The sequence below is a fragment of the Proteus sp. Marseille-Q3619 genome (assembly GCF_965283115.1).
In genome coordinates this window covers 2800723-2825744 of record NZ_CBDIMP010000001.1, presented here as the reverse complement: position 1 = coordinate 2825744, position 25022 = coordinate 2800723, and the positions used below count along the sequence as shown (strand labels likewise).

The following is a 25022-nucleotide window of genomic DNA, read 5'->3' as shown; positions in this document are numbered from 1 at the left end:
GGTTAAAAACGATAAGCTATAAAGTCGCCTAAAATAAAACGCCCAGATCTCGTCTGCATATAGTGTGAGAACTGGGCGTTTAATCATCTATTTTAATCAAGTTATAAAGATAATATTCAAATTTATTGATTATTAAATTTATTAATCTTTCTTAACAGCGAAACGACCGCTACCTAAAAACATGACAGCAATTGCCGCAAATAAATAGAAGCCCGCGCTTTCTGGCGCCCATCCCCCTGTTTTAGGGTTTAATGCAAATAAATCACCTGAGTGCACCATCAGTACAGCAACAAACATTGTACCCGCTAAAACTAGCGCTGAAGCACGAGTAAATAAACCAATAATCAGTAGAATAGGTGCAACAACTTCTCCAATCACTGTGCCATAAGCAATAAATGCAGGTAGATTAGCATTGGTCAACATTCCCTGAATACCTGCTAATCCACCCGGTTCCATTTTATGAAGTCCATGTAATAACATTAAAACCCCAAGAGAAACACGTAATACCAATTTACCCAAGTCAGAACAGTCAACAAGTTGATTAAATTTATTAATCATAACGTCTCCAAATTCAAAATAGTGATGTGTGTTTTTAATGCGTATTAATAGGTACACTACATTATATGATGAAATATTATGAATGAGTGTGATTTTTATTATCACTATTTGTTCTCATTAACTAATCACTTAGATTATTATTGATTTATAGTCCTCTATTCACCTTTTCCATGATTAAGATCACAACTTATTAACATAATAAACTCTTAATTACTCACTTCTCGTTATGCTAATAGATATCTCATCTGACCAGTATAAAAAGGGTATCTGATGGCACATTATTCTCATCTATTTTCGCCTCTTGATTTAGGGTTTACCGTACTTAAAAACCGTATTCTTATGGGCTCTATGCATACTGGACTTGAAGAAAATCCGAATGATGCCCCAAAACTTGCACAGTTTTATGCCCAAAGAGCCGCGGCAGGTGTTGCACTAATAGTGACTGGCGGGATCTCTCCCAATAAACAAGGCGTGTTATTGCCACACGCTGCAACATTGATATCTGAAAGCCAACTGGCAACTCATCAACTTGTTACTAATGCGGTTCATCAACAAGGCGGTAAAATTGCATTACAGATATTGCATACAGGTCGTTATAGCTACCAACCTAATTTAGTTGCACCTTCAGCTATTCAATCGCCAATCACCCCGTTTATGCCAAAAGCCATGAGTCATGAACAAATCGAACAAACCATCAATGATTACATTCATTGTGCTCAATTAGCTCAAAAGGCGGGTTATGATGGTGTTGAGATAATGGGATCAGAAGGCTATTTAATTAATCAGTTTTTAGTCAGATACACTAATCAGCGAGACGATCAGTGGGGAGGAAATATCGAAAATCGTTGTCGCTTTGCTTTACGAATTCTTGAAGGCATTAAAAAAACCGTGGGTGAGCCGTTTATTATTATTTACCGCCTTTCTATGTTGGATTTAATCAAAGATGGCGCAGAGGCATCAGAGGTACTTTATCTTGCCAAAGCCATTGAAAAAGCGGGCGCTACAATGATTAATACAGGGATCGGTTGGCATGAAGCGCGAATTCCGACCATTGCCACGATGGTACCAAGAGGTCAATTTGCGAATGTCACACGCAAATTAATGGGAAAGTTGAATATCCCACTGATTACATCAAACCGAATTAACACACCACAAACCGCAGAAGCTATTTTAGCTGAAGGCTGTGCTGATATGGTTTCAATGGCTCGCCCTTTCCTTGCTGATCCTGAATTTGTGCTTAAAGCACAACAGGGGCGCGAAGATGAAATCAATACTTGCATTGCTTGCAATCAGGCATGCCTTGATGAAATATTTTCAGGTCAAACCGCCTCTTGTTTAGTTAATCCCTTTGCTTGTCAAGAAACCGAACTTCTGGTTATTCCAACTCAACAACCTAAAAAACTGGCTGTTGTTGGTGCGGGACCCGCGGGATTATCTTTTGCGGTAACCGCCGCGAAACGAGGCCATCATGTCACCCTGTTTGAAAAAGAAGATGTGATTGGTGGTCAACTTAATATCGCCAGCCAAATTCCGGGGAAAGAAGAATTTAAAGAGACATTACGTTACTTCAAACGACAATTACAACTCACGGGAGTCATTGTTAAAAATAATACCGAAGCCACTCCTGAACATCTTGAAAACTTTGATGAAGTGATTTTAGCAAGTGGCGTTAAACCTCATATCCCTGAGATTGAAGGACTTGATGATCCCATTGTGAAATCTTATCTCGACGTTCTTAAATACCACCAGCCCGTAGGTAAAAATATCGTGATCATGGGGAGTGGCGGAATTGGCTTTGATACCAGCCTTTATCTTACGCAAAAAGGGCAATGTAGTAGCCTGAGTCCTTGCGCCTTTAATAAAGAGTGGGGCATTGATCCGACTCTTTCTTATCGTGGTGGCATAAAACCCGCTAATCATTCAAAAGACGATACTAAACACATTGTTATGACACAGCGTAAAGCAGGGAAAATAGGCTTAAGCTTAGGTAAAACAACGGGTTGGATACATCGTTTAACGCTAGAGAAAAAAGGCGTTAAATTTTTAACCCATTGCAACTATCAAAGGATCACACCAGAAGGTCTCATTATTGAACAGGATGGAAAGCAACAGCTTATCCCTGCCGATAACATTATATTGTGTACAGGGCAACGCGCTTATCACCCATTGCTTACGCCTTTAGAAAAAGGAAACAAAACAGTTCATCTTATTGGTGGAGCAAAAGATGCCAGTGCATTAGATGCAAAACGCGCTATTAGGCAAGGCACAGAACTCGCCCTCGAAATTTAATCAATTAAGGTTAGCAAGACAAAAATAAACCCCACAAAATGTGGGGTTCTATTTTTTTATTAATTATTATTTTTACTACTCTTCCTGTCTTACTACTTACCCTTTTTACCCATTATTTTTTTCAGTTAATGGATTTTCTGAAATACGATTATCTTCAGCAATACAAACTGTTGCAGTAAACAGAACGTCAGTTGATGAGTTCAGTGCAGTTTCAGCTGAATCTTGTAACACTCCGATCATCACGCCCACAGCAACCACTTGCATAGCAATATCATTGCTAATACCAAACATGCTACAAGCCAGTGGAATTAACAGTAAAGAACCACCTGCAACACCTGATGCACCACACGCACAAATCGCAGCAACAAGGCTTAACAATAACGCTGTTGGAATATCAACTGGCATACCCAGTGTATTAACCGCAGCTAATGTCAAAATAGTGATAGTGATTGCAGCCCCCCCCATATTGATAGTTGCACCTAATGGAATTGAAACAGAATAAGTATCTTCGTTTAAATTCATACGACGACACATTGCCATATTCACTGGAATATTTGCAGCTGAGCTACGTGTAAAGAAGGCAGTTACACCACTTTCACGCAAACATGCCCATACTAATGGATATGGATTACTGCGGATTTTCCAAAATACGATCAGTGGATTCACGACTAAAGCAACGAACAACATACAGCCAATCAATACAGCAAGAACTTGTAAGTAACCAGCTAAGACTTCAAAGCCTGTTGTTGCAATCGTTGATGACACTAAGCCGAAAATACCGATAGGCGCTAAACGAATAACAACACGCACTAAGTTAGTTACTGCGTCAGCTAAATCTTGCGTTAAGGCTTTAGTAGTATCACTTGCGTGGCGTAATGCTAAACCAAGCCCGATAGACCACGCTAAAATGCCCATATAGTTACCATTGATAAGCGCATCAACAGGGTTTGCAACCACATTAATTAATACGCCTTTAAGAACTTCAGCAATATTTTCAGGTGGTGACAATTGTGATTCGTTAACAACTAACGTTAAAACTGATGGGAACATAAAGCTGGCAACAACTGCGGTTAACGCAGCAAAGAACGTTGCTAACAGATATAAAATTAATACAGGACGAATATTAGATTTTTGCCCTTGGCGGTGGTTTGCAATTGAAGCCATAACCAGTACCCAAACTAAGATAGGGGCAACAGCTTTTAATGCACTAATAAACAGAGTACCTAACAGGCTCATCATCTTGGCAGCTTCTGGCGCTAACCAAGCAAGTAAGATCCCTGCGACTAATCCCACGAGAATTTGTTTAACGAGACTTCCCTGAAAGAACAGGCTGAAGACTCTGGATTGTTGTTTATCCATAGCTATTCCATTACTTAAAATAATATTTAAAAAAGGCATTTTTGAGTGTTTGCAATGCCAGTATAAGGAATTGAATCGCGCTGAAAAGCTGATTATGCAAAATATACAGCATTAACCGTTTTTGTTAACAATAAAATAACATAACTGTGATCATAATAGGATTTTGTTCTTTTTAATAGACCGACATGAAATGAAAGAAATTATTATTATCAGTAAGTTATACCTAGTCATCTTACTTATTTTTTATTTTGTTTCTCTTCTTTTATATTTTCTTAATCCATTAATAGTCTTTTTTATTAACATTATCACTAACAATTATTCTCTCTAGCCCTTCTTGATTTGAATAAATAATAAACAAGATAATGTTTTATTTTTTCGCAAATAATATTAAAAACTTATCTTTTATGAACGCTATAAAATAGAAAACACCTCTTGGTATTATCCCTCTTCTTAAGTTTTTCTTTTTAAAAAGCGCCTATTCTGAACTCAAAAAGAGATTAGATGTCTATTTTTCGAGATCCAATATCCATGTATAAATAGTGTCGTCATCCAGTTAAAAAATTTTCTGTCTAGTTTTTCATGATTTTGTTAGAGTGTTGCTGTTTTAAACAATGAAAAATAGACCCTATGAAGTAGAAAACGGGTAAATAGATTACAACACCTATTGATTCTATATTTACCCCCAAATGACTCAGTTTTAGGAAGCCTTTTATATGGAAATCGTAAGAGAGCTATTCTTGGCGCTATGGCACCAAGATTACGAAACCTTAGCTAATCCTTCATTAATATGGATTATCTACATTTTATTATTCACCATACTATTCCTAGAAAACGGAGTATTGCCCGCAGCTTTCTTACCAGGAGATAGCTTATTAATTTTAGTGGGCGTGTTAATTGCTAAAGATACAATGGATTTTCCATTAACCTTACTTATTTTAACTGCAGGCGCGAGCCTAGGCTGTTGGTTGGGCTATCTTCAAGGGCGATGGCTTGGAAATACCAAATTAGTACGCAGTTGGCTATCGCATCTGCCAGAACATTACCACCAACGTGCTCATGGGCTTTTTCATCGTCATGGCTTAGCCGCACTGTTAATTGGACGTTTTTTAGCCTTCGTGAGAACACTGTTGCCAACGATTGCGGGTCTTGCTGGATTAAACAACACGCGCTTTCAAATCTTCAATTGGTTAAGTGGGCTTTTATGGGTTGGTATACTGACTACGTTAGGTTACTTATTAGGTAATAGCCCGCTCTTTCGCCAATATGAACACCATTTAATGAATATCCTTATGCTATTACCAGTTTGCCTATTAGTTATGGGATTAATTGGTAGTATCTGGGTTGTGATTAAAAAGAAAAAGAAAGTGAGCTAAAGCGCCGCTTTTTCTAATAACATCAAGATATTCTGAATACAAAATAGAGTCATAAAACTCATACTTAAAGCCTGTTTCAGATAACTGAACAGGCTTTTATTTTATGGGTGACCTCTTCTTTTTTTATCTCAAGTAATACAGTAAATATTCCCGTTTAATTAAGACTTTTCTCTTTTTTACCTCATTACATCAATATTTAATTTTATTAAGAGATAAAATTGGTCTATGGTTATAAGTATTAACCTGTCACTATTAAAGGAGTTAATTATGTCTCATCAACGTTCAAATGAAGATCTGCGTAGTGAATTGAAATCTCTTGCTGATACTCTAGAAGAAGTGCTGAACTCCTCTGCTGATAAATCCAAAGAAGAAATCCAAAGCTTACGCGCAAAAGCAGAATCGGCAATCAAAGGTTCTCGTGCAAAATTGAGCGATGCAGGTCGTGAAATTGTCGATAACACCAAAGAAATTGCAGGCAAAGCAGACAACTATGTTCGTGAAAATCCGTGGACAGGTGTCGGTATTGGTGCTGCAGTTGGTGTTGTTCTTGGTGTTCTTCTAGCTAAACGCTAATCACCCATGAGTGATACGCAAAGACCACAGGGCCCCACATCTGGGGTTCTGAATTCTCTCAGTAAGATTGGCGCTATCATGATAGGCATGGTTGAAACACGCCTAAACTTGATTGCCGTTGAGCTAGAAGAAGAAAAAACCACGCTTATCCAGCTTATTTTAATGGCTGGTGTTACTTTGTTGCTCACCGCCTTTGGCTTAATGAGCCTACTTATTCTGATTTTTTGGGTTATTCCACCTGAATATCGAGTCCATGCTTTAGCCATCACAACCGCTACTTTACTTTTTTGTGCACTGATTGGTGCCATCATGACATTAAGAAAAGCGCGAAATTCCACCTTGTTAGGCGATACTCGCCAACAATTGGAATTAGATAAACGTCTTTTGGAGCAATATCATGATGAACAAACAAAATAAGCAGGCGATCCTCGCAAGACGTAAAAAGCTGTTGTTGAATAAAATTCAGCAACAGCGCTCTGATTTAGGGCAAAGCACGCAAACTTGGCTTGATGTGACAGAGCCTTATGATAAAGCATGGAGAATTATCATTTCGTTAAAACCTGCGCTTTTAGTGGGTGCCAGTTTTATTTCTCTTTACAGCATTAAACATCCTAAAAAAATCATACGATTAGGACAACGAGCTATCGGTGCAATTGGTTTAATTCGTACAATCCAAAAGTCCTTCAAAAAAACCTCAGATTGAACATCAATTTTTTTGTCTAAGAATGTTAATTCTTCTTAATATCCTCTTTACTCAACTCACATTATTATATATCTCACAACGTAGCCGTGGTTATTAAATCTAAAAATAGAAAAATAGCCGACGAAAATACAATACAAATCGATATACATTGCGAATAATAGAGTTTAATTAGGAATAAACATCATGAAAAAATTTGAAGATATTACGTTATTAATTGCCCGCATTTTAATGCCAATTTTATTTATCAGCGCAGGCTACGGAAAAATTGGTGGTTACGAAGGTACACAGCAATATATGCAAGCAATGGGTGTTCCAGGTTTCTTATTACCACTGACTATTTTATTAGAATTAGGCGGTGGATTAGCAATCTTATTTGGTTTCTTAACTCGCACAACAGCAATCTTTACCGCGGTATTTACTCTTCTAACCGCACTACTGTTCCACAGTAATTTTGCTGAAGGCATGAACCAATTAATGTTTATGAAAAATATGACAATCGCAGGTGGATATTTATTACTGGTTATCACCGGTCCAGGTAAATGGAGCTTAGATCGTATTTTCAATAAAAATTGGTAATAACCCTTTGAGAAACAAAAAAGATCCTCTAGAGGATCTTTTTTTGTTTTAAGCATAAAATCTAAAGATTATCTGAGCTTCAAAAACTATTTTTTATTGTTCGCAAAGAGTTTAGGTATTTCACGTAAACACCACGATTTTGCTTCGCCCATGCTGTCTCTTCGCCATGCCATAATAATATTATTTTCATGGTGATATTCAGGGCCAACAACACGTAAACGCCCTTCTTTGATATCATCTTCAATCAAATCAATTGGCATCGTCGCTACACCTAAACCTGCAATTAACGCTCGGCGTTTATCTTCAATAGAACTGACCGTTAAACGGCGCTGTTTATCTAATAGCAGTACAGTTAAAACTGGACGCTCTCTTGCGGTATCTGCAATGGCAATGCCTCGATATTTTAAGCGAGTTTCTTCTGCTAATGGCTCAGGTTCGTTATGGATGGGGTGATCTGGGCTGGCAACATAAACGCTAGTGGTATTGTATAAAGGACGAAAGTTGATTTCCGATGAAGTGCGAAAATGCATATCAGGTGAAATCACAATATCACATTTACCGCTTTCTAAGCTTTCCCAAGCACCAGCTAAGACTTCTGTCACTAAAGAGAGTTGGGTATTGGATTTTTCAGCTAATTTATCAACCAAAGGAAAGAGTCTAGATGCAGGAGTAAGAGCTTCACAAACAATGGTGATATGAGGCTCCCAGCCTCTTGCTAAGGCTTCGGCATCTGACGTTAATTTGTCGGCAGCCTCAAGTAATATGCGTCCTCTATCAAGTAGCATTCTGCCGACATTAGTAAATTTAGTTCTATGGCCAGAACGGTCAAAAAGGACAACATCTAAATCTTCTTCTAATTTTTGCATGGTATAACTGAGTGCCGATGGAACTCGATTTAGTTCATCAGCTGCAGCTGCAAAACTCCCTCTACGATCAATGGCATCCATGACTCGTAAAGATTCCAACGTAATTGCTTTGTCTTTACTCATTATACTTATCTCTATCAAATAATTTGATTATAGGCACCAGATTAACTTGCTAACAATAGACAGTCCATACCTCTATGATAAATATATTGATAATCTACTCGAAAAATACCGCTATGATAAAATACAGAACAGCACAACAGTGTGGCAAAGCGGACTATGGCTGGCTACAAGCTCGCTACACATTTTCCTTTGGCCACTACTTTGACCCTCATTTTTTAGACTACGGCACGCTAAGAGTTCTCAACCAAGAAGTGCTTGCCCCAAATTCTGAATTTAAAGCAAAGACTTATCCTCATGTTGATGTGGTTAACTTGATCCTTCAAGGAGAAGCGACATACCTTGATAATATGGGGCGTACAGTGACGGCAAAAGAAAATGAGTGCTTACTTATTTCACCGCATAATACTGATACGTATATAGAGAGAAACAGCAGCCCTGATACACCGTTAACCCGTATTCAGTTGTGGTTAAATGCGTGTCCACAACAAGAAAGTTTAGCTTCACAAAAATTGGCTTTAGATGAAAACTTAAAATATCAATTGTTAGCTTCACCTACCGGTGATGATGGCTCATTAATATTAAGGCAAACAATTTGGCTTTATCATATTCATTTGCAAGCAGGCGATGAAATTACGCTGCCAATAAAAGGACAGAAAGGCTTTTTACAATCCATAAAAGGTGGCACCTATTTGCAAACATCAACACAAGAAAATGGGCAAATTCAGTGTGGTGATGGAGCTTTCATCCAAGAGAGCCACAGTATCACGTTAAAAAGCTCGGCTGAGTTTCGTGGCTTGTTTATTGATATTATTTCGTGATAGTTGATTTGGATTGGCTTAAAAACAGAAAACCCTCGAAACACAGTGTGAATCGAGGGTTTTTTATGAGGTGAGTTGACCGTTAAGCCGGGTTCTGTCGTGGACAACCATTCATCTAGGCCAGAACTTGCGCGCTGGCTCCAGCAACCTACCCGGGTTCAATGCGGGCCGCACCATAAGAACCCCTATTTGGTCTTGCTCCGGGTGGAGTTTACCATGCCACAAACTGTTACCAGTTGCGCGGTGCGCTCTTACCGCACCCTTTCACCCTTACCTGATCCTGTAAACAGGCCATCGGCGGTTTACTCTCTGCTGCACTTGTCGTAGGCTCGCGCCTCCCAGACGTTATCTGGCACCCTGCCCTGTGGAGCCCGGACTTTCCTCCCCTCTATCCGTCTCCCCCGAAGGGACAACGATAAAGCAGCGGTTGTCTAGTCAACTCAGGGTGCGGATTATAGGGATTTTGGTAGAAAATGTATAGCAAAAGAAGCTAAAAAATCACTTTACTCGTCTTGAGCTTCACCATTTTGCTCAATGACATGTTTATAGAGTGCATTTTTCTTCACGCCATAAATCTCAGCAGTGACTGCTGCCGCTTTTTTCAGTGGTAACTCTTTTTGTAAAATCGCAAGTGTCCGTAATACTTCTGGGGAAAAATCGTCATCAACGGGTTTTTCATAACCTTCAACAATTAATACCATTTCACCTTTACGACGGTTTTCATCTTCAAGTACCCACTTAAGTAATTCACCAACAGGCATGCCTTGAATAGTTTCCCACGTTTTTGTGAGCTCTCTCGCTAATACTACGTAGCGATCTTCACCCCAAACTGTCACCATATCAGCTAAACTATCTAACAGCCGATGTGTTGATTCATAAAAAATCAATGTACGAGGCTCTTCTGATAATGCGCGTAAACAATCTTGACGACTTTTTGTTTTTGCTGGCAAAAATCCTTCATAACAAAAACGATCAGAAGGAAGCCCTGCCGCAGAAAGTGCCGTAATAGCAGCACAAGCGCCGGGTAATGGCACGACATTGATGCCATTCTTACGACATTGATTGACTAAATGATAGCCAGGATCGTTAATTAATGGTGTACCTGCATCAGAGACTAATGCGATACTTAGCCCCTGTTGTAATTTGCTAATTAGTTGATCCGCTTTTTGCTGTTCATTATGATCATGTAACGCATACAAACGTGCGTTAATGGCAAAGTGCTGTAATAGAAGCCCTGTATGACGGGTATCTTCTGCAGCAATTAAATCGACATGAGACAGCACATCAAGTGCCCGCTGGGTGATATCGCCCAGATTACCAATAGGTGTGGGTACTATGTACAGTGTGGATGTCGTTACCGCTGCTCGATTAGGTTGATTCATTGTTTATTCCGAATGACCGATTTAAAATTGAGCATAATTATAAAACATCACTGGGTACAGTATGCTTTCCTCAATTTTTGTGCGTTTTAAAACAGGTTTATCCTATACTGCGATACTCTCTGCGTTGATTATGTCAGGTTGTACCCTGACGGGGCAACAAGAACAACCTCTCACTCCAGCTGCAAAAGCAGAAATGGAGATGAAACAATTTCAAAAAGTGATTGATGACGCTCAAGGGCTAGCATCTTTAGATGTTATTAGAGCCTATATTGGGTTAGAAACATTAATTACTGATCCTCAACTGCATCAGAAAAATATTGATGATACATGGCTCACGCTAACCAAACTCACACCAGAGCAACGCCGTGGCGTTGTTATCAAAGCAGATGAAAATACACTGCAAGGTTGGTTAGATTTACTGAATACCTATGAATACAACAAAGATGATGCTGATAAGCTATCAGCAGCAGTCAGAGAATGGCAGACTCGCTATCCTCGTAATCCAGCTGCATTAACCCTTCCAGCATCATTATTACGTCTTTCACAACCCTCTGTAAGTACGAGTAGCCAAATCGCATTATTATTACCTTTAACAGGGCAAGCGAAAGTCTTTGGTGAAGCTATTCGCCAAGGTTTCCTTGATGCACAAAGTGGTTTACCGCAACCTCAAGCTATGCCGACAGCATCGCAAGAGCCTAAAAAAGATGACAGCCTTGCATCAATTTTAGAAGAGTTGGGCATCAATAATACAGAGACACCAGCAACAGATACGGCAAAAGAAACAACCGAAAATACGCAAGCGACTCAAAATCAAGAAAAAGAGAGCTCAACATTTTCTGGTGATACAACATTACGCTTAGATCCTGTTGCACAAAACTCACGCCAAGTAATTGTTTATGATACCAATAGCCAGCCTATTGATGTTTTAATGAAAAAAGTGCAACAAGACGGCGCTAACTTAATTGTTGGCCCGCTGCTAAAACCTGAAGTCATGAAGACGATAGAGCTTCAAAGTGGTTTACCTGTATTAGCACTCAATGAGTTAGATAATGTGCCTTCTGCAACCACGGTTTGCTTCTTCTCGCTTTCGCCAGAAGATGAAACACGTAATGCGGCACAACATTTACGTCAGCAACAAAAATCAAACCCATTAATTATTGTTCCTGATAATAAATTTGGTCAAAGAATGGCTCAAGCATTTGCTGATGAGTGGCAACGCACAGGTGGTGGCACCGTTTTACAACAAACTTTTAGTTCTGTTGATAGCTTAAAAGCCTCTATTAACCGTGGTGTGGGTATTCGTATGACAGGTACGCCTGTTCTACCAACAGCTAATGCACCTTTACCATTAGAGACACAATCTATTCCATCTGTGGGTGGTGCCATTGATTCGGTTTACATCATTGCCACCAGCGATGAATTAACCTTAATTAAGCCAATGATTGATATGGCGATCAGCACCCAAAAACGTCCACCAATTTATGTTAGTTCGCGGAGTAACCAAGGTGGAACAGGCCCTGATTTCCGTATGGAGATGGATGGTATTCAATTTAGTGATATTCCATTGATGGCTGGCGCTAATTTGCCGTTAATGCAAAAAGCATCCAGCAAGTTTGCGAACGATTACTCATTAATGCGTCTTTATGCCATGGGAATTGATGCATGGTCATTAGCAAACAATTACAATGATCTGACAAAAGGCACATTACGTTTTAATGGTATTTCAGGTTCATTACGTGTTGAAAACAACTGTACTGTTTATAGAGAACTTCCTTGGATGCAGTTTAAACAAGGTAAAATTGAACCTGTGGTACAGTAATACACATATTTAGTTATCATTAAAATAAACCGCCATAAAGGCGGTTTATTTTATGAGTGAGATAAAGAAGGAAATCATGGATGATTTTTTCTAAAAGCCCTTATTTTTTAGGGCTGTATTATGAGCAAAAAGCGCTAAAATATTTACGCCAACAAGGATTAATATTGATTGAGCGTAATGTCCGATATCCCTGCGGAGAAATTGATCTTATTATGCAGGAAAAGAGGACATGGGTATTTGTTGAGGTTCGTTTTAGACGTAACATCTTATTTGGTGATGCAATAAGCTCTATTACTCCCTCAAAACGACGTCGCTTGTGGCGTACAGCACAGTGTTGGTTAGCACAACGCCAAGAAAGTATCGAGACATCAGACTGTCGCTTTGACATTTGTGCATTTAATCAACGCCAGCTAATATGGTTAAAAAACATTCTCGATTATACGGAATTTATTCGTTAAATTAGATTATATAGGTCTTAACGTGCTTGATAGAATCAAAGTCTGCTTTACAGAGAGTATTCAAACTCAAATTGCAGCAGCAGAAGCATTACCAGATGCCATTTCCAGAGCCGCCATGATGATGGTTCAATCTTTGTTAAACGGCCATAAAATATTAAGCTGTGGAAACGGTAGCTCAGCAGCAACAGCACAGCGATTTGCCGCAAGCATGATCCATCGTTTTGAAACTGAGCGCCCAAGCTTGCCTGCATTATCGTTAAACACAGATAGCGTTGTGATGACTGCAATTATGGGGAATCAGCAGCACGATGAAATCTATGCAAAACAAGTGCGTGCATTAGGACAAGCTGGAGATGTGCTACTTGCTATCTCAACGCACGGTAACAGCAGAAGTATTATTAAAGCCGTTGAAGCCGCTGTTACACGAGATATGACCATTGTTGCATTAACAGGTTATGATGGCGGAGAGCTTGCCGGATTATTAGGTCCTCAAGACGTTGAAATTCGTATTCCATCTCAACGCACCGTCAGAATACAGGAAGTTCAGATGCTAACAGTCAATTGTCTCTGTGATTTGATTGATAATACATTATTCCCACATCAGGATGACTAAGGAGTTACTATGAAATTGCTTCCTATCACTGCAGTGCTGTGTTCTGCACTTTTACTGCAAGGTTGTATCGGCGCAGCTGTTGTCGGCACAGCCGCAGTTGCGGGTAAAACTGCAACCGATCCTCGCTCATTAGGGCAACAAGTTGACGATGGTACCTTGGAAGCTCGTGTTTCTGGTGCTCTAAACAAAAACGAACAGATCAAGAAAAGTAATTCACGTATTGTGGCGACTGCTTATCAAGGCAATATTCTGTTAACAGGTCAAAGCCCTGATATGTCTGTTGCGAATACAGCAAAACAAGTCGCAAGTCAGGTTGAAGGGGTGAATAACGTCTACAACGAAGTGCGCCAAGGTGAGCCTGTGACATTAGGCACAGCATCTTCAGATACATGGTTAACAACCAAAGTTCGCTCTCAAATTTTAGGCAGTGATTCAGTAAAATCCTCTTCTGTAAAAGTGATCACTGAAAATGGTGAAGTGTTCTTGTTTGGTATTTTAACCCGCCAAGAAGGGGCTGCTGTTGCAAAAATTGCCAGTGAAACCAAAGGGGTAGTAAAAGTCACTACCGCATTTACTTACCTTAACTGATCCCATTGCTAATATCGTTTTTAGATTATCCTGACAGTATCGGTCTTTATAATAAAATGACCGATACTATCAGTTTCTTTCTCGACTAAAACTCGCCTTTACTCAACAAGTAGTTAGCGTCTTAACATCCCTTTATCAATGATAAAATCGATAATCGTTTCCAAGCCCACTTTTTCTTTTAGATTTGTGAAAACATAAGGCTTCACAGGACGCATTCTTGCTGTGTCTGCTTCCATCACTTCTAATGATGCTCCAACATAAGGTGCTAGATCGATCTTGTTGATCACGAGTAGATCGGAATGAGTAATACCAGGACCACCTTTACGAGGGATCTTTTCACCTTCGGCAACATCAATGACGTAAATAGTTAAATCAGCAAGCTCAGGGCTAAATGTCGCACTTAAGTTATCACCACCGCTTTCCACAAAAACGATATCAAGATTTTTGTGGCGCATAGCTAATTCTTCAACCGCCGCAAGGTTCATTGATGCGTCTTCACGAATAGCAGTATGAGGGCAACCGCCCGTTTCGACACCAATAATACGATCCGCATCTAATGCTTCAGCACGCGTTAAGATCTTGGCATCTTCTTGAGTATAAATATCGTTAGTCACAACCGCGATTTCATAAGTGTCGCGCATTGCTTTACAAAGAACTTCTAACAGTGCGGTTTTTCCTGATCCAACAGGACCACCCACACCAATACGTAGTGGTTGATTATATTCTTGCATATAGATTTCTCATGAACGAAAAAGTCGAGTGTATTGTGTTTCATGGCGACTACTGGCAATAATTTGTGCGGGTGTAAAACTCCCAATATCTTCCGTTGGCCAATGTGCAGATTGCTCAACAATGGCAGGGATCTGCTCTGCTAATGTAAACAATATTTTCTGCCCCGCACTTTGCCCTAATGGGATCAGTTTTACGCCTGACATCACTGTATTTTCAAGCCAACCCCAAGCGTAAGCACAACATAACTTTTCAGAGGAGATATTCCATTTCACAGCAGCTAACGCAAACGCCATGAGTTGTGTCTGTTTTACACATGCTTGTAAAGTTTCATCTAACTCAATATCTAATTGAGGAAGTAAACGAGCAAAAGCGATACCTCGTTGGCGCTCTTCTTGTCTTAACTCTTTAGTTTCACGACTTGCGACAATAAAATCACACCAATATTTCACTTCACTCATTTTGGCTTGTGCCAAATTTTCTTGTAATCGCCGTAAGATAGGGAGCTCTAACGTCGCTATAGTGCTGGTCATTTGGGTACTTAACCAATCCGATAATGTTTGCGGACAACAAACCCAACCCTTTTCAATCGCCCACTCTAACCCTTGGGAATAAGTAAACGATCCCACAGGTAGAGAAGGACTGACTAATTGATATAAGCGCAGATCTGCAAGCATCAATAGGCTCCCTTATTCAAATAATTAGTGATGATGATGGTGATCGTCATGAGAGTGATGGTGATGATGACCACCTGACGATCCACCATAAGCGCCTGGCTCAGGTTGATATTTCTCTAAACCCACCACTACATTGGCGCCTAAACCTCTCGCCATATCATCTAAAACATGATCATGAAAATAACGACACCAACCCGCTTCGATTTGTAATGGAACATGACGATTACCTAAGTGGTAACAAACACGAGCCAATAACAGCGGATCGTCACTATACACGGTTGAAACTTGCTCTTTTGCCGCTTCAATCGTTACCAGCGTATTATCTTCTGATAGTAAGATATCGCCCTCTTTTAGCACCGTACCACGAGGCAAAAATAGCCCAGCTTCTTGCCCATCACTTAAGGTCACTTTTAAACGGCTTTTGGTTCTTTCATCCATCGTTAAGCACAAAGTAAGAGCCTGTTTTTCTGACGTTGCTATTTCAAGCACTTTTTGTTTATCAATAAGTTGAGTAAATCGTTTCATTCTCTATATTCTCGGTAAAACGCTAATCAAAAGAGGAAATAGCGTTGTGCCATAGGTAATTGCGTTGCAGGTTCGCATACTAATGGCACACCATCAGCTTTCACAATATAGGTTTGAGGATCAAGCTCGATATGAGGCACATAACTATTGTGGATCATCGAAGCTTTAGTCACATTACGACAACCTTTAACACGACCAATTAAGCTCTTTAAGCCCAGCTTTTCAGGTACACCTGCGTCGATCCCCGCTTTCGACATAAAGATCATCGACGTTTGATATTTCGCTTTACCTAAACACGCATACATTGGACGATAATGCACAGGCTGAGGCGTTGGAATAGCCGCGTTAATATCACCCATTGGCGCATAAGCCACCATGCCACCTTTCATGATCAATGCGGGTTTCACACCAAAGAAAGCCGGATCCCATAAAACCAGATCAGCCAATTTTCCTTTTTCAATAGAACCAACTTCATGTGCAATACCATGCGCTAAAGCAGGATTAATAGTGTATTTCGCCACATAGCGTTTAATGCGATGGTTATCACTTTCAGGTGTGTCACCTTCTAATATGCCACGTTGTAATTTCATTTTGTGTGCACATTGCCAAGTACGAAGGATCACTTCACCTACGCGCCCCATTGCCTGCGAGTCCGACGACATAACAGAAATAGCGCCCATATCATGCAAAATATCTTCCGCAGCAATGGTTTCACGGCGAATACGAGATTCAGCAAAAGCCACATCTTCAGGAATAGAAGGATCAAGGTGATGGCAAACCATCAACATATCAAGATGCTCATCTACCGTGTTAATGGTATAAGGCATTGTAGGATTGGTTGAAGCGGGGAGAATATTTGGCTCTCCGACTGATTTGATTACATCGGGTGCATGCCCACCACCCGCGCCTTCGGTGTGGAAAACGTGGATCACACGACCAGCAATTGCTTTCACAGTTTCTTCATAGAAACCGCCTTCATTTAAGGTGTCAGAGTGAATAGCAACTTGCACATCCATTTCATCGGCAACATTAAGGCAGTTATGAATTGCCATTGGTGTTGCGCCCCAGTCTTCATGAATTTTTAGACCAATAGCACCCGCTTCAATTTGCTCACGAACGGCTTCAGGTTGACTCACACAGCCTTTACCAAATAAACCAACATTAATCGGGAGTTCATCAACAGCCTCTAACATGCGGTGCATGTTCCAAATACCCGGAGTGACTGTGGTTGCATTTGTTCCAGCTACTGGTCCTGTACCACCACCAATAAACGTGGTGACACCAGACACTAAACCTTCTTGTGCTTGTTGAGGGCAGATAAAGTGAATATGCGTATCAACGCCACCCGCGGTAACAATTTTACCTTCACCAGCAACCACTTCAGTGGCAGGCCCTACAACAATATCCACATTAGGCTGTACATCAGGATTACCGGCTTTACCGATACCCACAATGCGACCATCTTTAATACCGATATCCGCTTTTACGATACCCCAATGATCTAAAATAATGGCGTTTGTAATAAGTACATCGACACATTCAGCATTGATGACTTGGCTCTGCCCCATACCATCACGAATAACTTTACCACCACCAAACTTGACCTCTTCGCCATAAGTGGTGAAGTCTTTTTCAATTTCAAGAAAAAGCTCAGTATCGGCTAATCGCAGACGGTCGCCAGTTGTGGGGCCAAACATATCTGCATAAGCTTGACGTGAGATAGTTTTCATTTTTTCTCACTCTCCAATTTACCCATCACTTTGCCATGAAAACCGTAAATTTCACGTTTTCCTGCAAAAGCCACCAATTCGACTGTGCGGCTTTGACCGGGTTCAAAACGAACCGCCATGCCCGCTGGAATATTTAAACGAAAACCCAAAGTGCCTTCTCGTTCAAATTTCAGTGCGTCATTCACTTCATAAAAATGATAATGAGAACCGACTTGCACGGGTCTATCACCATGATTAGCAACCTGTATTGTTTTTGTCTCTCGACCGGCATTAAGCTCGATATCCCCTAATGCCTGATTAACTCTAATTTCACCGGGTATCATGTTATTACCTACACAATAGGATCGTGAATAGAAACAAGCTTTGTGCCATCAGGGAATGTGCATTCTACTTGAATGTCTTTGATCATTTCTGGCACCCCTTCCATGACTTGCTCTGCCGTCAAAACAGTACGCCCTTCACTCATCAATTGGGCAACAGTTTTACCTTCGCGCGCGCCTTCCATAATGGCGCAACTGATAAGTGCAACCGCTTCAGGATAATTAAGCTTGAGCCCTTTCGCTAAACGTCTTTCAGCAACAAGACCCGCGGTAAAAAGCAGTAATTTATCTTTTTCTCTTGGTGTTAATTCCATTTCTGCTCCTAAAATTAACGATTATGTCGCCCATATACGAGGCGGCTCAGGGCAATACCCTAACCAGTGTTGTCTGACGGTTTGCCAAACTTGAGCAAAACACGCCATCATCGGCTCTGTTTGCGAACCTAATAACCGTAAAACTAAAATACCGTCTACATCCGTTAAGCCATATTCGATAACATGATCGTAATCAGCTGAGAAAGCCTCGATACTTTGTTGAATAAGGCTTTTTAATTCGTCTGTTGCGGGATAAATATAAAGTGACCCCAACATCGGAAATTCACGCATGGCAGCCGATCTTTTTTGCAAACCATCGACAAAAAGCGACTCAGTTAATGTTAGCTTTTCATCGATATAGAAATTTAAACGCCCTTTTACATTGCCATTTTCAAACCATTCATTTAAAACGGGGCGACCAAAACATTGGATTTCCCAGCCAATAAATCTGGCTGTAGATGCAATATGAATATGCGTTTCTAGGCAAACTTGAGCTTCAGGAAAAAAGATATTCTCTTGAGGTAACCACTCTAAAAAACCATTAGCTGCCACTTTTAAAGTTTGAACTTGCCGAGCAACACCGCCTGCACTACGGTAAAACTTAGTGGCTCCAGGTGTTGTGAGCAACGCGTGCGCTTGAGGCTGCACATCAATATTGATCAATAGCTTATCGCCACCAACCACGCCGCCTGGGGGATGAAGCAAATAAGTGTGTGCAATACCTTGCTCAGGATAAAAAGGACGCTGAACCATTAATGGGCCAATATGGCGTTTTTCTGTAAGACGTGTTATTTCGCGTTTTACTTCATAGCGTAAAACGATTTCAGCAAGCCAACCCTTCCCTGAAAAGTCAGACATACTCACTCCTGCCAACTCGGAAAAATTATCAATAAATCAGGAAAATACGTGAATACATACAGCACTATCCATAAGATTGAGTCATTCAAAATCAAATAGAAAATAAGCTAATGAATGTTGGATAGGGTGTGGATAAAAGACAAACAGTGATATCCTAAGAACAGGATAATCTCCTTCGTCTGTGACGCGCGATTCTACACCTTATTACGAAAAATGCGTTTTGAATAAATAACAATTTATTTAGAAAAAATGACACTGTTTAAAATAAATGTAAAAAATGAGCAAATATCTATATTGTCATGTTTTATCAACAAGATTATATTCTGCTGCATGCTGATTCTGCTTTGCATGACAACACCTGTTTAAATTAGAATAAACTCTCTATTATTATTCTAGACGTGGCTTATTAATTTATACAACAAATGAGCTAATTTTGAGCATTGTTCATTTAAGCAAGATTGATGCTTAACTTGCCTACGGTATATCGGAGATCATGGAATACAAACACATCCTGTCCTCTAACCAAATATCTTTAAAAACGTTTTACATCGAAAACCCGATGATAGCGATGGTTAGTGGCGCAAAAGGTACAATTTGCATCAATGGGCAAACTATTGATGTATCTAGCCATTTAACGCTTATTATTCCGAAATACAGTCAAGTTTCTTGCGATATTGTCAGCCAATTTACGCATAAATCTATTGAACTACACACGCTTGTGTTATGTGAAACAGAGCTTCAATCGGTTTTCTCTTTACTAAAACCTTTAATTAAATCTAGCTCGCCACTCACAAGCCACCTTCCTTCTTACCATTTATCAACTCCTGAAGTGATAAAAAGTAATTTTGGAATTTTAAAACAGTGTTTACCGCTACCACATGGCTCTCCATCACAAGAAACCATGTTTATGCAGCAGTGCTTATTCTTTATTTTAATGGCGGTACATCAGGCAGGTGTGGATATTCTAAATATCTTTCGTTTTAACTATGATGAGCCGAAAAATCAGGCGATTACACACCTGATAACACAAGATCCACAACGAAAATGGCATTTAGACGATGTCGCAAAAACATTGTTTACGACGCCATCGACATTACGTCGGCATTTAAATAAAGAAGGGGTTTCATTCTGCCAATTGCTATTAGATGTCAGAATGGGGATCGCCTTAAACTACCTTACATTCTCTAATTACTCGGTATTTCAAATCAGCCATCGTTGTGGATTTGGCAGTAATGCTTATTTTTGTGATGCCTTTAAACGTAAATACGGCATGACGCCGTCACAGTTTCGTATTCAATCTCGTCAAGCTAATGATCCATCGACAATAAACAAAATGTCAGAAAAAATTGCAGAGCCAGAAAATAAAGTGTTTCCAACCTTATAAAAGTGTTACAAATTATTTTTCTTTAAAAAGGATATTCCACCCATTAACCGCATCTGATTTAAGATCCACTGTTGCCGTTTTAGGGTATAAGCAGAAGGTTTATTTACGTGATAAATATGCGGATTAGGTAATACTGCAGCTAATAATGCAGCTTCATGACTTGTAAGTTGTTTCGCTGGCTTTCTAAAATAGTGTTGAGAAGCCTGCTCTACACCGAAGATCCCATCACCAAATTCAACAATATTCAGATACACCGTTAAAATACGTTTTTTTGACCAAATAAGCTCCACAACGGGCGTCATTCCCGTCTCAAGCCCTTTTCTTATCCAACTACGACCATCCCATAAAAAGAGATTTTTGACCGTTTGCTGAGAAATAGTCGATGCACCACGTAATGTTTTCCCGTTGTTATGATTTTTTTTGAAAACTTTCTCAATAGCATCAAAATCAAAGCCCCAATGTTTGGGGAAATTTTGATCTTCAGAGGCAATAACGGCTAAATACATCACAGAGGCTATCTCTTTTTCACTTACCCAAGTGGAATGTGATACATAAGAGAAATCAAACTCACTCCAAGCAGAAATTTGTCTTTGAACCATCACAGCAGAAAAAGGTACGGGCAAAAAAGAAAACAGCACAACTGTTAACAGCCATAAAGCAATTAAAATAATTAATAGTTTCTTTAACTTTCTCACCAGTACCATCTGCTGTTTTTACCTACTATTTATGCCATCTCAAGGACTTTCTTAACTAGTTTCTCAATACCTACCTGTGCTTGTGCAATAGATTGTGCAAGCATATACGCAGGAGTTGTGACAACACGATATTTTTCATCAACAACAATATCATCAACCGGGCAATCTATATGGACGCCGCCCATCTTTTCAATTGCACGAGCTGTTTCTGCGTCATTTCCAATTGTTAATTTTACTGGAGAATTTAACATTTTTGGTAACATTACAGGCGCAATACATATTAACCCTAATGGCTTATTTTGCTGATGCATCGCTTGTACAAATCTTAAGAGATCTTTGTTAATTTCACAGTCACTCCCTTTTGTTGCGAAATTGCATAAATTCTTCGCGGCACCAAAGCCACCAGGAATAATGACAGCATCAAAGTTTTCAGCCTTTGCCTCTGATAAAGGGGAGATTTTTCCACGAGAAATACGAGAGGATTCTTCCATCATATTCCTTTTTTCTGATTTTTCCTCACCTGTAATATGATTAATTACAGTTGGTTGCAAATCATTAGGTGAAAAATAATGAACTTCAGCATTATTTTGGCTTAAAGCAAGCATTGTGAGCACTGATTCATGGATTTCGCTCCCATCGAATACACCACAGCCACTTAAAATTACCGCAATTGATTTCATATCTTTCTCCGTTTGTAGTAGATTACTAGTTACCCATTTATAGGTGTAAACACCAATCGGCATCACATATTTAAATGTTTCTTGTAACAAAAAAACTTATCTTTGCTATTTTGTTGCTTGTATGATGTATGGAATAGTTTCATCCTATTCGCCTATGTAATGAGAATCAAAAAAAGCGGATAGAAAAGTTTCCCTGGTGTTGGCGCAGTATTCGCGCACCCCAACTTCGGTTGGGGTTATTTTTTTCTAGCGTCTGCCAACCAGTTTCTTAAACTTTCCACATCCTTTCTCCAATCCTTCCCTAGCTCATCGACCCACTCTTGTACATTGTCCCACCAAGCAGGTAATTCCGGTGATTGGATCTGTTTAGCGAGTTGCTGTAAATGTTTTAAACCAATAGAACCTGCTGCACCTTTGATTTTATGTCCTTCCTCAGTGATGCCCTTCTGATCACGCGCTGTTAGGTTAGATTCAAGGACTGACATATAACTTGGCATCATCTTTTCAAAAACATCTAGACCATCAGTGATTAATTGAGGTCCGACAAGTTCGATGTATTGATTCAGCATGTCTATATCTAATAATTCTTCATTTTTATTCAACAATTCCGATGGATCATTACATGGCATAGAAACCGCACCATCACCCCAGAATTTGTTGATAATCGCGGTAAGTGCATCCACAGAAAGTGGTTTACTTAGCACATCATTCATTCCCGCATCCAAATACTCTTTTTTGTCTTTCAAAACATTTGCTGTTAAAGCGATAAGAGGAGGAAGTTCATTACTGTCGAATTCTTGACGTAATTTTCTTGAAATATCGAAGCCAGTCATATCAGGTAATTGAATGTCTAGTAGCACTAAGTCATATTCATCAGGCTTAAACATCGATAGCGCTTCTTGCCCTGTCATTGCCACATCAACGGTATTACCCAATTTTTCTAAAACAGAGCAGGCAACAATCACGTTAAGTTCTATATCTTCAACAAGCAGAATATTTAAAGCAGGTAATAAGAGTTCATCATCACTTTCGATATCGTGGTGCTCTTCAATCGCAGGAGCGACGATAGAGAGCGTAAAGGTAGAACCCTCACCTAACTCACTCTCAACACGAATATCGCCGCCCATATGCTGTGCTAGGCGTTTTGAGACAGCAAGTCCGATACCCGTTCCCGTTGCAGAACGACCACCTTGACTATCATTGACTTGATAGTACATAGCAAAGATCTTCTCAAGCTCACTTTTTGGAATACCAATTCCGCTATCTTTCACTTCAAATAACAACTTATCTGGCGCTTCTTGCCAAATACGCACTTTGATTTCACCTTCTTGAGTAAACTTCACAGCATTACCAATGAGATTCCATAAGATCTGGCGTAATCGAGTCCCATCAGAGGTTATCTTATGCGGTAGCGTTTCTTCGGCTTCGAGTGTGAATTTCAATCCTTTTGGCTGTACTAACAATCCAGACAGGTTTTCTAAATCAGAAATAAATTCAGTAAAGTCAATTGGCTGGTTATCTAACTGAATTTTTCTACGCTCAATTTTGTCCATCTCAATCACGTCATTAAAAATATTCCCTAACGTAATCGCACTCACATGGATCGTTTTTAAGTAATTGAGTTGTTCTGGTGAAAGCTCGGTATCCAATAAGATACGACTTAATCCAACAATACCATTTAGCGGTGTACGCAATTCATGGCTGATTGTTGAGATAAAGGTGGTTTTATCACGGCTCGCGTTCTCTAACGCGTCTTGATAGCGCTTACGCTCTGTAATGTCACGTCCAAAGCCCATTAAGCCATGACGTTTACCAATACGATCATAAAACGGCACTTTTCGTAGTTCAAAACAAGCCTTGCGGCCATCAGGATAAACTAACCACTGCTCATAAGTGAGCGACACATTATGACGGAAGACTTTTTCATCCGTTTCCATCACTTTTATCGCAATATCTTCGTCATACACATCAAGTGGTGTTAAACCGATAAGTTGCTTTTCACTTTTACCTGTCAGTAATTCCGTCGCACGGTTACATCCTGAAAATTCATTATCTTCATTGCGGTAATAAACTAAGTCAGGAGAGGCATCTAGGAATGAGCGTAAAAGTGAGGATTGCTGTTCAAGCTCGATTTGCGTCAATTCACGACGCTTCATTTCACTTTTTAGTTTTTCTAGTAGTTCAAGGTGTGCTTTTTCAACTTTTTCACGCTCTTGAATTTCCAAGTTTAATTGCTCAATATTCTCTTTTAATTGAGAGTTAAGCTCTAAGTCGCGCTGGCGCATTACACCTAGTTTATCCACCATACGAGATAAACGGCGTCGTGATTCTTCAAGTTGTTCAACCACAACAGAGAGAAAATAGACAGCCCAAGGCGTAATAATCAGCCCAAAGAAAATAGAGCGAACAAGGTCAATACTGGTAACATCACCTGCAAGCAAGAATGTCACCGCCATTTGAACAACCATCGCTAAAACAACTAATGCAGAAGCTAACAACAATGAGAAGCGAATTAGCCCCAGCCTCATCATTAAGTCAACGTAGTATTGGGCAAGCCCTTTGAGCAATTTCATTGAAAACTCCAATATATTGAATCTATGGAATGATAACCCAAAAATGAATTGGCGCAGTGGCGAACATTCAGAAATCTTACTAAGAGTGGTTATTTCTCATTACTTTGTTTGATTTAACCCTCTATTTTCTCTCAACGAGTCTATTCAGACATATGCATTCATAAAAATAATACAAAAACCAAGCAACATAGACGATAGCAATATCAACGATAAATAGACCTTATTAGAAAAAATTCAATTTGTCTTTTTTTATACAAAATGTATAAAAACAATAAAACTCCAAAATCAATATATTCAGTAGAATAACTCACTACCCGTTTTTATCATTAAAGGATGAGATAAAGCTAAACCGCTCAAATAAAGTGATATAGCTCACATTAAAAAATCGCTCTCATACTATTTTAAAATAGAATAATTTAGTTATTAATCAATGTATTAA

At 39.6% G+C, this 25022-nt stretch carries 26 protein-coding genes and 1 other RNA gene; 12 read left to right on the top strand and 15 right to left on the bottom strand.

All coding sequences use genetic code 11. The features are described from left to right. Positions 1–141 precede the first annotated feature (141 nt). Positions 142–558 carry a DoxX family protein gene (locus tag ACWPWK_RS13095; RefSeq protein ID WP_109371887.1) on the bottom strand — a complete coding sequence of 139 codons (417 nt, stop codon included), beginning with the start codon at positions 556–558 and terminating at the stop codon, positions 142–144. Positions 559–828: 270 nt separating this feature from the next. Here ACWPWK_RS13095 and ACWPWK_RS13090 point away from each other — a divergent pair, with 270 nt between their 5' ends. Next, positions 829–2847 (top strand): oxidoreductase, encoded by a 2019-nt coding sequence (locus ACWPWK_RS13090; RefSeq protein ID WP_109371889.1) that lies wholly within the window; start codon positions 829–831, stop codon positions 2845–2847. A gap of 105 nt (positions 2848–2952) precedes the next feature. On the opposite strand, the gene sstT is transcribed toward ACWPWK_RS13090, so the two are convergent. Further along, on the bottom strand, positions 2953–4206 hold the full coding sequence (gene sstT, locus ACWPWK_RS13085; RefSeq protein ID WP_109371891.1) for a serine/threonine transporter SstT: 1254 nt from the start codon (positions 4204–4206) through the stop codon (positions 2953–2955). Positions 4207–4919: 713 nt separating this feature from the next. Here sstT and ACWPWK_RS13080 point away from each other — a divergent pair. From ACWPWK_RS13080 to ACWPWK_RS13060, 5 genes are all read left to right on the top strand, one after another. After that, the gene (locus tag ACWPWK_RS13080; protein WP_109371893.1) at positions 4920–5579 is read left to right on the top strand and encodes a DedA family protein; all 660 of its coding nucleotides are present in this window, start codon (positions 4920–4922) and stop codon (positions 5577–5579) included. 267 nt (positions 5580–5846) lie between these two features. After that, positions 5847–6152, top strand: a complete 306-nt coding sequence (locus ACWPWK_RS13075; protein WP_098941181.1) for a DUF883 family protein — start codon at positions 5847–5849, stop codon at positions 6150–6152. 6 nt (positions 6153–6158) lie between these two features. Beyond that, on the top strand, positions 6159–6569 hold the full coding sequence (locus ACWPWK_RS13070) for a phage holin family protein (protein WP_109371895.1): 411 nt from the start codon (positions 6159–6161) through the stop codon (positions 6567–6569). Further along, on the top strand, positions 6550–6855 hold the full coding sequence (locus tag ACWPWK_RS13065) for a YqjK-like family protein (RefSeq protein WP_232797544.1): 306 nt from the start codon (positions 6550–6552) through the stop codon (positions 6853–6855). The genes ACWPWK_RS13070 and ACWPWK_RS13065 overlap by 20 nt, the downstream gene beginning before the upstream one ends. A 183-nt stretch (positions 6856–7038) precedes the next feature. After that, a complete protein-coding gene (locus tag ACWPWK_RS13060) occupies positions 7039–7431 on the top strand; it encodes a DoxX family protein (protein ID WP_109371897.1) in 393 nt (130 codons plus the stop codon). Positions 7432–7517: 86 nt separating this feature from the next. Here the strand turns inward: ACWPWK_RS13060 and ACWPWK_RS13055 are convergent, their stop codons facing one another. Next, on the bottom strand, positions 7518–8420 hold the full coding sequence (locus tag ACWPWK_RS13055; protein ID WP_023582840.1) for a LysR family transcriptional regulator: 903 nt from the start codon (positions 8418–8420) through the stop codon (positions 7518–7520). A 113-nt stretch (positions 8421–8533) separates the two neighbouring features. Between ACWPWK_RS13055 and ACWPWK_RS13050 the strand changes: the two genes are divergently transcribed. Then, on the top strand, positions 8534–9238 hold the full coding sequence (locus ACWPWK_RS13050) for a pirin family protein (RefSeq protein ID WP_109371899.1): 705 nt from the start codon (positions 8534–8536) through the stop codon (positions 9236–9238). Between the two features lie 67 nt (positions 9239–9305). Here ACWPWK_RS13050 and rnpB read toward each other — a convergent pair. Beyond that, positions 9306–9681, bottom strand: an RNA gene (rnpB, locus tag ACWPWK_RS13045) — RNase P RNA component class A. A 60-nt stretch (positions 9682–9741) separates the two neighbouring features. Next, entirely contained in the window at positions 9742–10620 is an 879-nt protein-coding gene (gene rsmI / locus ACWPWK_RS13040; protein ID WP_023582842.1) for a 16S rRNA (cytidine(1402)-2'-O)-methyltransferase, read from the bottom strand. 61 nt (positions 10621–10681) lie between these two features. Between rsmI and ACWPWK_RS13035 the strand changes: the two genes are divergently transcribed. The 4 genes from ACWPWK_RS13035 to dolP all read left to right on the top strand — a co-directional run bounded on the left by ACWPWK_RS13035 (position 10682) and on the right by dolP (position 14098). After that, entirely contained in the window at positions 10682–12439 is a 1758-nt protein-coding gene (locus ACWPWK_RS13035) for a penicillin-binding protein activator (protein WP_454209035.1), read from the top strand. An 80-nt stretch (positions 12440–12519) separates the two neighbouring features. After that, positions 12520–12897: a YraN family protein gene (locus ACWPWK_RS13030; protein ID WP_109371903.1), complete on the top strand. Its 378-nt coding sequence runs from the start codon at positions 12520–12522 to the stop codon at positions 12895–12897. A 22-nt stretch (positions 12898–12919) separates the two neighbouring features. Continuing rightward, positions 12920–13510: a DnaA initiator-associating protein DiaA gene (diaA, locus tag ACWPWK_RS13025; protein WP_004245257.1), complete on the top strand. Its 591-nt coding sequence runs from the start codon at positions 12920–12922 to the stop codon at positions 13508–13510. Positions 13511–13519: 9 nt separating this feature from the next. Continuing rightward, positions 13520–14098 carry a division/outer membrane stress-associated lipid-binding lipoprotein gene (gene dolP, locus ACWPWK_RS13020; RefSeq protein ID WP_023582845.1) on the top strand — a complete coding sequence of 193 codons (579 nt, stop codon included), beginning with the start codon at positions 13520–13522 and terminating at the stop codon, positions 14096–14098. Positions 14099–14211: 113 nt separating this feature from the next. On the opposite strand, the gene ureG is transcribed toward dolP, so the two are convergent. From ureG to ACWPWK_RS12985, 7 genes are read right to left on the bottom strand one after another with little or no spacing between them, the layout of a single operon-like run. Continuing rightward, positions 14212–14829 (bottom strand): urease accessory protein UreG, encoded by a 618-nt coding sequence (ureG, locus tag ACWPWK_RS13015; protein ID WP_006535303.1) that lies wholly within the window; start codon positions 14827–14829, stop codon positions 14212–14214. 9 nt (positions 14830–14838) lie between these two features. After that, positions 14839–15504: an urease accessory protein UreF gene (locus ACWPWK_RS13010; RefSeq protein WP_160229966.1), complete on the bottom strand. Its 666-nt coding sequence runs from the start codon at positions 15502–15504 to the stop codon at positions 14839–14841. A 24-nt stretch (positions 15505–15528) separates the two neighbouring features. Then, positions 15529–16029, bottom strand: a complete 501-nt coding sequence (ureE, locus tag ACWPWK_RS13005) for an urease accessory protein UreE (RefSeq protein ID WP_109371907.1) — start codon at positions 16027–16029, stop codon at positions 15529–15531. A gap of 26 nt (positions 16030–16055) precedes the next feature. Next, positions 16056–17759, bottom strand: a complete 1704-nt coding sequence (gene ureC / locus ACWPWK_RS13000) for an urease subunit alpha (protein ID WP_109371909.1) — start codon at positions 17757–17759, stop codon at positions 16056–16058. Next, on the bottom strand, positions 17756–18082 hold the full coding sequence (locus ACWPWK_RS12995) for an urease subunit beta (protein ID WP_069368686.1): 327 nt from the start codon (positions 18080–18082) through the stop codon (positions 17756–17758). Before ACWPWK_RS12995 ends, ureC begins: the two co-directional genes overlap by 4 nt. Before the next feature lie 8 nt (positions 18083–18090). Beyond that, complete coding sequence (locus tag ACWPWK_RS12990) at positions 18091–18393, bottom strand: urease subunit gamma (protein WP_023582851.1); 303 nt, start codon at positions 18391–18393, stop codon at positions 18091–18093. 21 nt (positions 18394–18414) lie between these two features. Beyond that, complete coding sequence (locus tag ACWPWK_RS12985) at positions 18415–19251, bottom strand: urease accessory protein UreD (RefSeq protein WP_109371911.1); 837 nt, start codon at positions 19249–19251, stop codon at positions 18415–18417. Positions 19252–19744: 493 nt separating this feature from the next. On the opposite strand from ACWPWK_RS12985, the gene ACWPWK_RS12980 reads away from it, so the two are divergent. Continuing rightward, entirely contained in the window at positions 19745–20635 is an 891-nt protein-coding gene (locus tag ACWPWK_RS12980) for an AraC family transcriptional regulator (RefSeq protein WP_109371913.1), read from the top strand. Between the two features lie 5 nt (positions 20636–20640). Here ACWPWK_RS12980 and mtgA read toward each other — a convergent pair whose 3' ends face one another. From mtgA to arcB, 3 genes are all read right to left on the bottom strand, one after another. Next, on the bottom strand, positions 20641–21339 hold the full coding sequence (mtgA, locus tag ACWPWK_RS12975) for a monofunctional biosynthetic peptidoglycan transglycosylase (RefSeq protein WP_109371915.1): 699 nt from the start codon (positions 21337–21339) through the stop codon (positions 20641–20643). 20 nt (positions 21340–21359) lie between these two features. Beyond that, positions 21360–22010, bottom strand: coding sequence for an isoprenoid biosynthesis glyoxalase ElbB (elbB, locus tag ACWPWK_RS12970; RefSeq protein ID WP_109371917.1), 651 nt, complete (start codon positions 22008–22010; stop codon positions 21360–21362). Between the two features lie 236 nt (positions 22011–22246). Beyond that, positions 22247–24583: an aerobic respiration two-component sensor histidine kinase ArcB gene (gene arcB / locus ACWPWK_RS12965; protein WP_109371919.1), complete on the bottom strand. Its 2337-nt coding sequence runs from the start codon at positions 24581–24583 to the stop codon at positions 22247–22249. Positions 24584–25022: the final 439 nt, after the last annotated feature.